The sequence below is a fragment of the Mesorhizobium sp. M4A.F.Ca.ET.020.02.1.1 genome (assembly GCF_004022645.1).
Classification (GTDB): domain Bacteria; phylum Pseudomonadota; class Alphaproteobacteria; order Rhizobiales; family Rhizobiaceae; genus Mesorhizobium.
Genome location: NZ_RZOI01000011.1, coordinates 1 through 13,027 on the forward strand (window position 1 = coordinate 1; position 13,027 = coordinate 13,027).

12 protein-coding genes are annotated in these 13,027 nt (G+C 64.7%); 4 read left to right on the plus strand and 8 right to left on the minus strand.

Annotation, left to right across the window (positions count from 1 at the left end):
• The coding region (gene betC / locus EN742_RS01850; protein ID WP_128332350.1) for a choline-sulfatase at nt 1-792 on the minus strand (792 nt) is incomplete at its 3' end.
• Entirely contained in the window at nt 789-1,379 is a 591-nt protein-coding gene (gene betI / locus EN742_RS01855) for a transcriptional regulator BetI (RefSeq protein WP_127406718.1), read from the minus strand. The genes betC and betI, both read right to left, overlap by 4 nt.
• 240 nt (nt 1,380-1,619) lie before the next feature.
• On the opposite strand from betI, the gene EN742_RS01860 reads away from it, so the two are divergent.
• Nucleotides 1,620-2,786 (plus strand): acetyl-CoA acetyltransferase, encoded by a 1,167-nt coding sequence (locus tag EN742_RS01860; RefSeq protein WP_127406717.1) that lies wholly within the window; start codon nt 1,620-1,622, stop codon nt 2,784-2,786.
• Nucleotides 2,787-2,840: 54 nt separating this feature from the next.
• Nucleotides 2,841-3,845, plus strand: coding sequence for an asparaginase (locus tag EN742_RS01865; protein WP_128332351.1), 1,005 nt, complete (start codon nt 2,841-2,843; stop codon nt 3,843-3,845).
• Between the two features lie 2 nt (nt 3,846-3,847).
• Here EN742_RS01865 and EN742_RS01870 read toward each other — a convergent pair whose 3' ends face one another.
• Nucleotides 3,848-5,224, minus strand: coding sequence for a TIGR03808 family TAT-translocated repetitive protein (locus EN742_RS01870; RefSeq protein ID WP_126055800.1), 1,377 nt, complete (start codon nt 5,222-5,224; stop codon nt 3,848-3,850).
• Nucleotides 5,225-5,327: 103 nt separating this feature from the next.
• Here EN742_RS01870 and greA point away from each other — a divergent pair, with 103 nt between their 5' ends.
• Entirely contained in the window at nt 5,328-5,810 is a 483-nt protein-coding gene (gene greA, locus EN742_RS01875; protein ID WP_126055799.1) for a transcription elongation factor GreA, read from the plus strand.
• Here greA and EN742_RS01880 read toward each other — a convergent pair.
• The 4 genes from EN742_RS01880 to EN742_RS01895 form a co-directional block, all read right to left on the minus strand.
• Nucleotides 5,807-6,196, minus strand: coding sequence for a type II toxin-antitoxin system death-on-curing family toxin (locus tag EN742_RS01880; RefSeq protein WP_126055798.1), 390 nt, complete (start codon nt 6,194-6,196; stop codon nt 5,807-5,809). The two genes, greA and EN742_RS01880, sit on opposite strands and share 4 nt — an antisense overlap.
• Entirely contained in the window at nt 6,193-6,414 is a 222-nt protein-coding gene (locus EN742_RS01885) for an AbrB/MazE/SpoVT family DNA-binding domain-containing protein (protein ID WP_126055797.1), read from the minus strand. Before EN742_RS01885 ends, EN742_RS01880 begins: the two co-directional genes overlap by 4 nt.
• Nucleotides 6,415-6,485: 71 nt before the next feature.
• A complete protein-coding gene (gene scpA, locus EN742_RS01890; RefSeq protein ID WP_128332352.1) occupies nt 6,486-8,609 on the minus strand; it encodes a methylmalonyl-CoA mutase in 2,124 nt (707 codons plus the stop codon).
• Entirely contained in the window at nt 8,606-10,048 is a 1,443-nt protein-coding gene (locus EN742_RS01895) for a methylmalonyl-CoA mutase subunit beta (protein ID WP_126055795.1), read from the minus strand. Before EN742_RS01895 ends, scpA begins: the two co-directional genes overlap by 4 nt.
• A gap of 410 nt (nt 10,049-10,458) precedes the next feature.
• Between EN742_RS01895 and EN742_RS01900 the strand changes: the two genes are divergently transcribed.
• Nucleotides 10,459-12,003 carry a helicase HerA-like C-terminal domain-containing protein gene (locus EN742_RS01900; protein ID WP_127399918.1) on the plus strand — a complete coding sequence of 515 codons (1,545 nt, stop codon included), beginning with the start codon at nt 10,459-10,461 and terminating at the stop codon, nt 12,001-12,003.
• 329 nt (nt 12,004-12,332) lie between these two features.
• On the opposite strand, the gene EN742_RS01910 is transcribed toward EN742_RS01900, so the two are convergent.
• Complete coding sequence (locus EN742_RS01910; RefSeq protein WP_127406367.1) at nt 12,333-12,956, minus strand: FMN-binding negative transcriptional regulator; 624 nt, start codon at nt 12,954-12,956, stop codon at nt 12,333-12,335.
• Between the last annotated feature and the right edge of the window lie 71 nt (nt 12,957-13,027).

Here is a 13,027-nt window from a genome sequence, read left to right on the forward strand (position 1 = left end):
GGCGAAATAGCCGCGCCGCGAACGGCGCACCTGCTCAGCAGTGATCTCGAAAGCGGAATAGTCGCTGGCGCGGTAGAGCCGCTGCGAATGCGGGTCCTGCTCGTCATGCGCGATGAACCCGGTTTCGGGATCCAGCGCCTGGCAATTCTCGTAGAGATCCCAATACTGCTTGCGCGCGACGTAGGGGTCGTGCGGGTGCGACAGCGAAACGGTCAGGCACCAGGGCCGGCGGTCCGCATCGTCCTGCTCCCGCGACAACTGATAGAGCTTTTGCGTGGCCAGGAAGACGACCTCGTCATCATACTCCATCTGGTTGGTGGTCTCGGCGATGCCGGCGCCGGTGACCGAGCCCAGATTATGGTACCACCAGTCGATGCGCTCGCCGGGCTTGCGGTAGTCCGGCGTCCAGCCGAAATCGGCGGGATAGATGTCGGTGGTCAACCTTTCCTCGAAGCCGTGCAACTGGTCCGGTCCGACGAAATGCATCTTGCCCGACAGGCAGGTATAGTAGCCGGCGGCGCGCAGATGATGGGCGAAGGTCGGGATCGAAGAGGCGAATTCCGCCGCATTGTCGTAGACCCCGGTGCGCGACGGCAGCTGCCCGCTCATGAACGAGGCGCGGCCGGGCGCGCAGAGCGGCGAGGCAGTGTAATTGTTGGCGAAGCGCGCCGAGCGCTGGGCGAGCGCCTTCAGATGCGGCACATCCAGGAACTCCGCCGGCCCGTCGGGGAACAGCGTTCCGTTGAGCTGATCGACCATGACGATCAGGAAATTGGGCCGTCCGGTCGTCAAGGCAGGCTCCGTCCGCTGAGCTTGGTTTCGAGATAATCTTCGACGAGCGCGATGGCCGTCGCCGCGTCCGGCACGCCGTCCTTCAGCGCTCGCCGGATATAGAGCCCGTCGATCAGCGCCGCCGTGGCTTCGGCGACGCGATCCGCCTGGCGCCTGGACAGGATGCCGGTCAGCCCGCTCATCAGGTTCGAGTGCAGCCGCCTTGCATAGACCTTGAGCAGGCGCCGCAAAGCCGATGACTTCTGCGCCTCGACATAGAAGGCAAGCCATGCGGCGATGGTCTCGGGCTGGAACTGGTCGTCGGAGAAGCTGACGGCGACCACTGCCGAGACGCGCTGGCGCGCCGTGCCGGTGGCGCGAAGTGCGCGCCTTGTATCGGTGTTGAGCTCCGCCAGTATGTGCCGCATCGTCGCGAACAAAAGCTCGTCCTTGGCGCCGAAATAGTGGTGCGCCAACGCCGACGACACGCCGGCGCGGCCAGCGATCTCCGACATCGTCACGTCCAGCGAGCCGCGCTCGCCGATCGCAGAGATCGTCGCGTCGATGAGCGCCTTGCGGCGCAAGGGTTCCATTCCGATTTTCGGCATTCTGGGATCCGGGCTCAAAGCGAGATTATTTTTTATTGACGGATCAATCAACAAAAAATCGATGCTGGCATCAACCGATCGTGCGGCTCTGGCCCATCCCATTGCCTGGAAAAAAGTTCACAATTGAACAATATTGAATCTCATGTCGCGACAGGACGTGCTAGCGTGTGTGGAGTCAGGTCAGGCCGGCATTACCTGAAGATCCACACACGCCAGGCTGCGCGGCAAATGGAGGCTGTTATGACCGCATGCATCGTCGGCTGGGCGCATTCGCGCTTCGGCAAGCTCGAGGGCGAGACGCTCGAGGGTCTGATCACCAAGGTTGCCGTGGAGGCGCTCGACCATGCCGGCATCGGCCCGGACGATGTCGACGAGATCGTGCTCGGCCATTTCAATGCCGGCTTCTCGCCGCAGGATTTCACCGCGAGCCTGGTCCTGCAGGCCGACGACCGGCTGCGCTTCAAGCCGGCGACGCGGGTCGAGAACGCCTGCGCCACCGGTTCCGCCGCTGTCAGGCAAGGCATCCGCGCCATCGACGCCAATGCCGCCCGCATCGTACTGGTGGTCGGCGCCGAGCAGATGACGACCACGCCCGGCCCCGAGATCGGCAAGAACCTGCTCAAGGCCTCCTATCTGCCGGAGGACGGCGACACGCCGGCCGGCTTCGCCGGGGTCTTCGGCAAGATCGCGCAGGCCTATTTCCAGCGCTATGGCGACCAGTCGGATGCGCTCGCCATGATCGCCGCCAAGAACCATAAGAACGGCGTCGACAATCCCTATGCGCAGATGCGCAAGGATTTCGGCTACGAGTTCTGCCGCCAAGAGAGCGAGAAGAACCCATTCGTCGCCGGCCCGCTGAAGCGCACCGATTGCTCGCTGGTCTCCGATGGTGCCGCGGCGCTCGTGCTCACCGACACCGCGACGGCACTGAGGATGCGCCGCGCCGTGACCTTCCGCGCCAACGAGCACGTCCAGGACTTCCTGCCGATGTCGAAGCGCGACACCCTCGCCTTCGAGGGCTGCGAGCAAGCCTGGAACCAGGCGCTGAAGAAGGCCGGCGTGACATTGGACGACCTCTCCTTCGTCGAGACGCATGACTGCTTCACCATCGCCGAACTGATCGAGTATGAGGCTATGGGCCTAGCCAGACCCGGCGAGGGCGCGAAGCTGGCGCTTGACGGCACGACAGCTAGGGACGGCCGCCTGCCGGTCAACCCCTCCGGCGGCCTGAAGGCCAAGGGCCACCCGATCGGTGCCACCGGCGTGTCGATGCATGTGCTGACCGCCATGCAGCTCACCGGCGAGGCCGGCGGCATCCAGGTGCCGGGCGCCAAGCTCGGCGGCATCTTCAACATGGGCGGCGCTGCCGTTGCCAACTACGTTTCCATTCTCGACCGGATCAGGTAGAAGCGGCCCGCATTTAAAGCGGCGCGCTCTGGGCGCGCGCGTGCGGGAGGCAGCATGGCAAATCCGGTTCTGGTCGAGGTTCTGCGCGGCGCGGTGGTCGAGAGTGCCCATCGCGGCGCGGTCGCTGTCTTCGACGCCGACGGCAAGCCGTTGCTGGAGATCGGCGACACGGCGCGTCCGGTGTTTCCGCGCTCGGCTGTGAAGGCGATCCAGGCGCTGCCGCTGGTCGAAAGCGGTACGGCCGACGCCTATGGCTTCGGCGACCGAGAACTGGCGCTGGCCTGCGCCTCGCATTCCGGCGAGCCGGCGCATGTCGAACTGGCGCAAGCGATGCTGGCGAAAGCCGGTCTGGACGGAAGCGCGCTCGAATGCGGCGCGCATTGGCCGTCGAACCATGACACCACCATTGCTCTCGCCCGCACCGGCAGCGTGCCGAATGCGCTACACAACAACTGCTCCGGCAAGCATGCCGGCTTCCTCTGTACCTGCGTGCATTCCGGGATTGCCCACAGGGGCTACGTCAAAGCCGGCCATGCGCAGCAGGAGATGGTGCGCGATGCCATGCAGTCGGTGACGGAGGCTGCCCATGACGTCGACCATTGCGCCACCGACGGCTGCTCGATCCCGACCTATGCCGTGCCGCTGAAAAGCTTCGCGCTGGGTTTTGCCCGCATGGCGACAGGCACCGGCTTTTCGCCGCAGCGCGCCAAAGCGGCGAAGCGGCTTTTGTCGGCGTGCATGGCCGAGCCGTTCCTCGTCGCTGGCACCGGTAAGGCCGATGTCGCGCTGATGCAGGCAGCGCCCGGCCGCATCTTCGTCAAAACCGGCGCCGAGGGCGTCTATTGCGCCGCCATTCCCGAACTCGGCCTCGGCATCGCGCTGAAATGCGATGACGGTGCCGGCAGAGGAGCCGAGGTGATGATCGCCGCCGTGCTGGCCAGGCTGTTGCACGATGACGAGGCGGTTGCCGCCAGGCTCGTCGAACAGGCCAATCCGCCGGTCGAAAGCCGGATCGGCGCCAAGGTCGGGTCGCTAAGGCCGACCGCTGCGCTTGGCTAACGCTAGGAAACGTGGTTGCGCTCGACGGTCAGATGCGCGTAGCCGGCATTGCCTGACTGGGCAAGGTCGGCGGTTGCCGGATCGGCCCAGCGCTGGCCGATGATCGCGCCGTTCAGCGCGTCGTCGATGACATTGTCCGAGATGATCGCCGTTCCTGCGCCCTCGACCACCGAGACGGCAATGCCGGTGCCGACCTTGCGAATGATGTTGCCGGTCGCCACGACATTGCGCAGATACGGACCCCAGCCGATCTGCATGCCGTAAAGCGGCGCGTTCTCGACGACATTGCCCGACACCGTGGTGTCGGCCTCGACGCTGATGCCGACGCCGAAGCCGGGCGCGTCGGCGGGGTAGGGGCCAACCGTCGACAGATTGCGCACGATGTTGTTCGAGCACACACCCATGCGGCCGCCTTCATTGAAATTGACGATCGAAATGCCATTGGCCGCACCGTCGATGATGTTGTTGCCGATGATGGCGCCCTCGAAGGAGAATTCGGAATAGAGCGCCGTCTCACCCGAGCGCGAACAGGTGTTGCCGATGACCTGCAGATTGCTGGAACTGTTGGCGCGGATCGCCGAGAAGGCACAGTCCGAGACGATGTTGCCCGAGATGACGACATTGCCGGCGCGGAAGGCATTGATGCCGTTGCCGTTCTGGCCGGTGCCGCCATTGCGGGCCCTTATGCGCTCGACACGGTTGCCGCTGACGGTGGTGCCGTCTTCCGCTTGCTGCCAGCGGTGCACCAGGATGCCGCCATTGGCGCAGTCGGACACGGTGTTGCCGGAGATCTCAAGCCCGCCGGCCTCGACCGAATAGATGCCGGCGTCCGCCGCGCCGGAAATATCGGAACGCTCAACTCGGCCCGAAACATGTTCCAGCGCCAGCCCGTTCTTGCCGCTGCCGGTAACCTGGCAATTGTCGATGACGAGATGGCCGACGCGGCGGAGATCAAGCAGACCCTGCGCATAGTCAGCCAGCCAGCGGTTCGAGCCGTCGAACACCAGCCCGCTGAGTTCGATATGCTCGGCCTGCTCGGCCATCATCAGATGCCCGTTGCCGCCATAGACGATGCGCGTGGCGCCCGGCACGCCGCTAAGGCGTAGGCGCGCTGGCAGCCTGAGGTTGGACACGACATAGGAGCCCTGCGGCAAAAACACCGGCGCATCGCGCTCGCTGGCGTCATTGAGGAGCTTGGTGAAGGCCTTGCTCTGGTCGTCAAGCGCGCCCGGCTGCACGCCGAGTTCGGTGGCGTTGATCGAACCGCGCATCGAGGCCTTCTCGATGCCGGGCAGGACCTTGGCCGAGGCTTTGCCAGCACAAAGGCCTGCGATGGCAAAGCCGGCGGTCTGGGCGAGCAGCGTTCGTCTGTTCAACATCGGCACAGGTCCTGGCGTTTGCCATCCCTGTCGCAGGAATCGTGCCAGGTCTGCCATCGGACTACGGCTTGTACAGAGGCGGCACCGGGCCTAAGTTCATTGGATGAGCAGAGCTTTTACCCGCGAAGAAGACAGCGAAAACGCCATCGCCGGCATCGGCGAGCGTCCGATCAGCCCGCATCGCAACCTGGTGACGGAGCGCGGCCTGGCCATGATCGATCAGGAACTCGAAGGTCTGCGCGACGAATTGGGCAAGGCCGAGAGACGAGCGGACCGCGAGCGCATTGCGGTCGTGTCGCGCGACCTGCGCTACTGGACCGCCAGGCGCGAGAGCGCCGAGCTTTCCGTGCCGGAGCCGGGTAGCGAAGTGGTGCGCTTCGGCATGGGTGTGACGCTGGAAGGCGATGACGGCAAGAAGGTGCATTGGAAGATCGTCGGTGAGGACGAGGCCGACCCGTCAAAGGGCAGCATTTCCCATGTCTCGCCGATGGCCATCGCGCTGTTCGGCAAGAAGCTTGGCGATGTCGCGAGCGTCAACGGCAAGGAGTGGGAGATCACGAAGCTCTCGGACAAGGCCGAAAGCTAGTCCTCGAGCTTGACCACATGGTCGCGGAAGAATGCCGCGGCGCCTTCCTCGTTGATCTCGCCCGCCGCAACCCCCATCACGAATTCGTAGATCGTACCGTCGTCGGCTGTAAGGCCGTAGCCATTGATGATTAGGAACGCGCCAGCCGCCACCATGGCAGTGCGCTTGTTGCCATCGACAAACGCGTGGTTCCCGGCAATGCCGAAGATGTAGGCCGCCGCCAGTTCCTCGATCGACGGATCACCATAGTTGGCCTTGTTCTCGGCACGGGCGAGCGCGGATTCGAGCGCATTCTCGTCTCTCAAACCCTGCGCGCCGCCATTTCGGCGCGACTGCTCGGCGTGCATCGCTTCGACGGCGCGACGCGACAGAAACTCCCAGCTCATTCGGCGAGCTTCTGAAGCGCGACCTTGTACTTGTCCATGACCTTGCGGGCGGCTTCCATCTGCCGCTCGAAGCTGTCGTCCACCGGTTCAAGGACAATGCCCTTGTCCGTTTCAACGATCTGGAGCTGGTCGCCCGCCTTCATGTTCAGGCGGTCGAGGAGTTCCTTCGGCAGGATAACGCCTTCGGAATTGCCGATCTTGCGAATGGTGGTGTTCATGACAGATGCCTTGTTGTAACGTGAATTATAACGCCATTTTCTCCGCGTTACAACAGAAATTATAACAGCGCTCAGCCTTCCGCCAGCAGCCGATCCATCAGCCTGTCCGCCGCTTCGGGAATGACCGTGCCCGGCGGGAAGATTTCCGCCGCACCCGCCCTTAGCACGGCGTCATAATCCTGCGGCGGGATGACGCCGCCGGCGACGATCAGCATGTCGCCATGGCCGAGCTTCTTCAAGGCTTCCTTGAGCTGGGGGATCAGCGTCAGGTGTCCGGCCGCGAGCGAGGAGGCGCCGATGATGTCGACGTCGTGCTGGACCGCCAGTTTGGCGATCTCCTCCGGCGTCTGGAACATCGGACCGACGGTGACGTCGAAGCCGAGATCTGCAAAGGCAGTGGCGATAACCTTCTGGCCGCGGTCGTGGCCGTCCTGGCCCATCTTGGCCACCAGGATGCGCGGCTTGCTGCCGGACTTCTTCTCGAACGCCGCGATCTTGTCCCGCAGTCTGTCGACCGCCGGATTGTCGCCGAGCGCATCGCGGTAGACGCCGGAGATCGTCTGCACCGAGGCGACATGACGCCCAAAAACCTTCTCCAGCGCCAGCGATATCTCGCCGACGGTCGCGTTGGCGCGCGCCGCGCGGATGGCGAACTCCAAGAGGTTCTCGCCGCTCTCCGCCGCGCGGGTCAGTGCTTCGAGCGCACTGTCGACCGCGCCGACATCGCGCGTGCCTTTGAGCCGCTGCAGCTTCGCCAGCTGCCTGGCCTTGACCTCGGCATTGTCGACCTTCAGCACGTCGACCTCGATGTCGGTTTGAGGCCGATGCGCGTTGACGCCGACCAGCGTCTGCTCGCCGGAATCGATGCGCGCCTGGGTGCGGGCGGCGGCTTCCTCGATGCGCAGCTTGGGAATGCCTTTCTCGATCGCCGCGGCCATGCCGCCAAGGCTCTCGACCTCCTCGATGTGGGCGAGGGCGCGCGCCGCCAGGTCATGCGTCAGCCGCTCGACGAAGGCCGAGCCGCCCCACGGGTCGACGACGCGCGTGGTGCCGGATTCCTTCTGCAGGATGAGCTGCGTGTTGCGGGCGACGCGGGCCGAATGGTCGGTCGGCAGCGCCATCGCCTCGTCGAAGGAATTGGTGTGCAGCGACTGCGTATGGCCTTGTGTCGCCGCCATCGCCTCGATCATGGTGCGGGTGATGTTGTTGTAAGGGTCCTGCGCCGTCAGCGACCATCCCGAGGTCTGGCAATGGGTGCGCAGCGACAGTGAGCGCTCGTCCTTCGGCGAAAAGTTCTTCTTCATCAGGCTCGACCAAAGCAGGCGCGCGGCCCTGAGCTTGGCGACCTCCATGAAGAAGTCCATGCCGACGGCCCAGAAGAAGGAAAGCCGCGGCGCAAAGCGGTCGATGTCGAGGCCGGCGGCGACACCGGCGCGGGCATATTCAATGCCGTCGGCGATGGTGTAGGCGAGCTCGAGGTCCGCCGGCGCACCGGCTTCCTGCATGTGGTAGCCCGAGATCGAGATCGAGTTGAACTTCGGCATGTTTCGCGAGGTGTAGGCGAAGATGTCCGACACGATCCGCATCGAGGGTTTTGGCGGATAAATGTAGGTGTTGCGGACCATGAACTCCTTCAGAATGTCGTTCTGAATGGTCCCGGCGAGATCCTTCTGCGCAACCCCCTGTTCCTCCGCTGCCACGATGTAGAGCGCCATGACCGGCAGCACCGCGCCGTTCATGGTCATCGACACCGTCATTTCGCCGAGCGGAATGCCGTCGAACAGCTGGCGCATGTCGAGGATGGAATCGATGGCGACTCCCGCCATGCCGACATCGCCTGCGACGCGCGGATGGTCGCTGTCATAGCCGCGATGGGTGGCGAGGTCGAAGGCGACCGACAGGCCCTTCTGCCCGGCGGCGAGGTTGCGCCGGTAGAAGGCGTTTGATTCTTCCGCCGTCGAGAACCCCGCATATTGCCGGATCGTCCAAGGCTGCTGGACATACATCGTCGGGTAGGGGCCGCGCACGAAGGGCTGCAGGCCCGGATAGGTGTCGAGATGCGACAGGCCCCTGAGATCGCCCTGCGTGTAGAGATGCTTCACGGCGATGCCCTCCGGCGTCATCCGCAGCCCCTTGATCTCGACCGGCGCGCGTCCTGGCGCGGACCAGCCGATCTGGCTGAAATCGGGGATCATGCGCCGGCTCCGATCGATTGGTCGATGCGCACCGGAAACAGCGGCTCGCAGGTCGCGACACCTTCCGTCAGCGCCGGTCTCCGCTCGGCCGGCAACGTCTCGACCGGGCGTTCGCTGCCGGCACGGAACAGCGTGGTGCCGATGATCGCGCGCGAGCCGGTCCGGTATTCGGCATTGCGCTTTGCCGCGGCGGTCTGGACGCGGTTCTGGACATAGCCTTGCTGCAGGCTCGTCAGCACACCGCCTTCGGCCTCGATGCGCTGGAATTCTTGCCAGGCGGCCGCGCAGAGATCATTGGTCAGCGCCTCGACGGCGCCCGATCCGCCAGCAGGGTCGGCGACATGGTCGACATGGCTTTCCTCGGCCATGATCAACTGCGCGTTGCGGGCGACGCGGCGGGCAAAGCCGGCCGGCAGCCCATGCGCTATTGTGTGCGGCAGGATGGAGATCGAATCGGCCCCGCCGGCGGCGGCCGCGAAACAGGCGATCGCCGTGCGCAATATGTTGGTTTCCGGATCCGCCGTCGTCATCATGCGATACGACGTCTCGGCATGGATGCTGGCCGTCGAGGCCGGGATCGAGCAGACTTCCTGGATGCGGGCCCACAGCCGGCGCAGCGCTCGCACCTTGGCCATCGACAGCAACTGGTCCTGGTCGACGCTGAGCGCGAAGCCGATATGGGGCGCTGCATAGACCAGCGGCTGGCGCGCCTTCTCGAACATCCTGAGATAGGAGACCGCGGAGGCGAGCATGGTGCCGAGCTCCTGCGCCTCGGTGGCGCCGGCATTGTGGAAGACGCGCCCGTCTGCCTCGAGCAGCACGCCGGGCACCCCCATGGAGAAGAAATGCGCCATCGATTGCGGCATAGATTCCTGCAGCGCCTCGATCGACATGCGCAGCCGGCCGGTGCCGGCGAAGATCGCCGCCGGATCGATGCCGAAGGAGAGGTTGAGCTTAGTCGGATCGGAGCGGCGCTTGCCGAGGAACGCTATCAGCCAGTCGGCCACCGCGCGGCTCCAGGGATGCGCATCGATGCGGACCTGGACGCGGTTGAGCGGCACGCCGTCGAGCACGGTCTCCAGCGCCTCGGCCGTCCGCGGCAGGCCATAGCCGAAAGCGTTCGGCGCCCCTTCGAAAACCAGCGACAGGCCGGTGGCGCCCTGCGCGACATCCTCCAGCGCCTGCGCCCTGGCGCGGGCGACATCCGGATCGTCGACGCGCTGGCTGACGATCCACGCCGCTGCGGGATTTGCCCTGACCAGCGGTTCCATGGTGACCGCACGCTCATAGAGCGGCTCGATGCGGATGCCGTCGTCGCTGTGCGAAACGAGCCTCTCCTCGAAGGAGCCTCCGGCAAGCGCCTTTTCGGCGAGCGCCAGCCAGCGCTGGCGGTCAGCGTTCTGAAGGTCGACTTCCCTGGTCAAGGCGCCGGCGCCCATCCGCTCTCCTCCCTTACAGCGCCGCGCATCTCCTGGACACGTCGCGGACGCCGTAGCACCTTTGATTCAGCGCATGATCCTTTCGCGGTCATGCGCCGTCTGCCGCATCAATCGAACCGTTAGTCTAAGGTTCCATGCCCGATATCACAATGCGCTGCCCATGCGGCCGGGTGAACCACCAATCGATTGCCAAACATGCCCAAAATCCACAACTTGCCACAAGCCCGTCAAGACCCAGCTTTGGGCTGGGTTCCAATTCCGATCGCGATTGGACGCCCAAATTGCGATAGGGGCCCAAATTGCGATAGGAGCCCAAATTGCGATAGGAGCATTGTCGCTGCCGCGTCGCGTCACTATACCTCAGGCGTGGCCTTTTGCTTTGACTTCATCAGGTTCGCGGAGACCGACATATGGCTGACGACAAGAGTATTTTCATCGGCGCCAGCCGCAAGCCCGACGACAGCTACCAGCGCCCCGAACAGCTTCTGCTGCAATATGGCAACCGCCACGGCCTGATCACCGGCGCCACCGGCACCGGCAAGACGGTCAGCCTGCAGATCCTCGCCGAAGGTTTTTCCAACGCCGGCGTGCCGGTTTTCTGTGCCGACATCAAGGGCGATCTTTCCGGCATCGCCATGATGGGCGAAGCCAAGGATTTCCTGGTCAAGCGCGCCGAGCAGGTGAAGCTTGAGCCGTACGACTTCCAGCAATTCCCGGTCATCTTCTGGGATCTGTTCGGCGAACAGGGCCATCCGATCCGCGCCACCATCTCGGAGATGGGTCCGCTGCTGCTCTCGCGCCTGATGAACCTCACCGAGGCGCAGGAGGGCATCATGAACATCGCCTTCCGCATTGCCGACGAGGAAGGCCTGCTGCTGCTCGACCTCAAGGATCTGCAGGCGCTGCTCGCCAACATCGCCGAGCGTGCCGACGAGCTCAGCGCCCGCTACGGCAATGTGACGAAGCCATCCGTCGGCGCCATCCAGCGCACCCTCCTGGTGCTGGAACAGCAGGGCGCGGCGAACTTCTTCGGAGAGCCGGCGCTGCGCATCGCCGACATCATGCGCACCACCCGCGACGGCCGTGGCGCGATCAGCGTGCTTGCCGCCGACAAGCTGATGATGAACCCGCGCCTCTACGCCACCTTCCTGCTCTGGCTGATGTCGGAATTGTTCGAGGAACTTCCCGAGGTCGGCGATCCTGAAAGGCCGAAGCTGGTCTTCTTCTTCGACGAGGCGCATCTCTTGTTCGAGGACGCGCCGAAGGTGCTGATCGATCGCGTCGAGCAGGTGGTGCGGCTGATCCGCTCCAAGGGCGTCGGCGTCTATTTCGTCACCCAGAACCCGCTGGATATTCCCGAAAAGGTCCTGGCCCAGCTCGGCAACCGCGTCCAGCATGCGCTGCGCGCCTATACGCCACGCGAGCAGCAGGCGGTGCGGACGGCCGCCGACACCTTCCGGCCGAATCCCGATTTCGACTGCGCCACGGCCATCACGCAGCTCGGCACCGGCGAGGCGCTGGTCTCGACCCTGGAGACCAAGGGCGTGCCGTCCATGGTTCAGCGCACGTTGATCCGGCCGCCATCGTCTCGGCTTGGCCCGATCACGCCGGACGAGCGCCGCCAGCTGATCGCCGAGAGCCCGGTTACGGGGCAATACGACCAGACCATCGACCGCGAATCGGCCTTCGAGATGCTGCAGAAGAAGGCCAGGGAGGCGCAGGAGGCCGAGCAGCAGGCGCAACAGGCCGATAGCGGCCGCTCGCGCTGGACCATCCCTGGGTTCGGTGACGATCCTGCCCCGCAGTCCGGCGGCCGCCGCGCGCCGGCGCCGCGTCCCTCCAACCGCCAGACGGTAGCCGAGGCGGCGATCAAGTCGGTGGTGCGCTCGGTCGGATCGTCCGTTGGGCGCGCGATCGTACGCGGGATTCTGGGCAGCCTGGCCAGGGGGCGGTAGGATGGTTCGGGTGGCGGCTATCAAGCTCGACACCAACGCTGTCTTTTGCCGCAACTGCTGGAACTGCTGTGACCGTGGCGGCGCGAAGGCAGCAGGGCGCTGCCTCAGATATTCTCCGGCGTGACGATCTCGAAGGGGATGGACCGCTGAAGGGTAGCGATAGGTGCCTGCGGTCCAATGACATCGATCATGGTCTGCACGAGAAGGGCGGAGGTCGCCTCGAGCGGATGACAGAGAGCTGCCGTGATCAATCCTTCCGACGTGATGGCGAGCAGGAAAAGCCGCGGCGAAAGAACCAGGCAAACCGGCTCAGATCCGGCATGACGGACTCACGACGGGATGAGAGGTGCGACCTCGCGGTCCGAAAGCCGGTCACTTGCCGCAAGGCCGGACACGACACCGGCGCGATCGGCCGCGTTGCGGTTCTGGCTCATCTTGCGCTTGCCTTCCAGCCTCGCGACCGGCATGCGCAGGCCGACGATCCCCCTGAGCTGCGACTGAATGAACTCCGGCGGAGCATCCGACACGGACCACGGTGTGGCGCGCCCGCCTTCATGCAGATTGGTCAGACGCGTCACCACCTCGAGCAGCCTGTCGGCGTCGTCGAAGAATTCGACCGGCCCATAGGAGTGGATGGCGACATAGTTCCAGGTCGGCACGACCTTGCCGGTTTCCTGTTTGGTTTGATACCACGCCGGCGTCACGTAGGCGTCCGGCCCCATGAAGATCGCCAGGCCATCACCCAGCACGGGTGCGCGCCACTGCGGATTTGCCTTCGCGACATGGCCGTAGATTGTGCCGTGCTCGCCCTCGCTCTCGTCGAGGAAAAGCGGCAATGGCGTCGCCAGCAGTCCTTCCGCGGTGGCGGTGACCAGGGTCCCCAACCGCGCCGCGCGGATCGTCGCTCTCAGGCTCTCCTTGTCGTCATCCCGGAAGGCAGGCGGTATGTACATGATGAACTCCTTGCGTCGCAGCTGAAGATGCCTGATGTCTGGCTTGCCTGGAATATCCAGTTTTGAGGTTT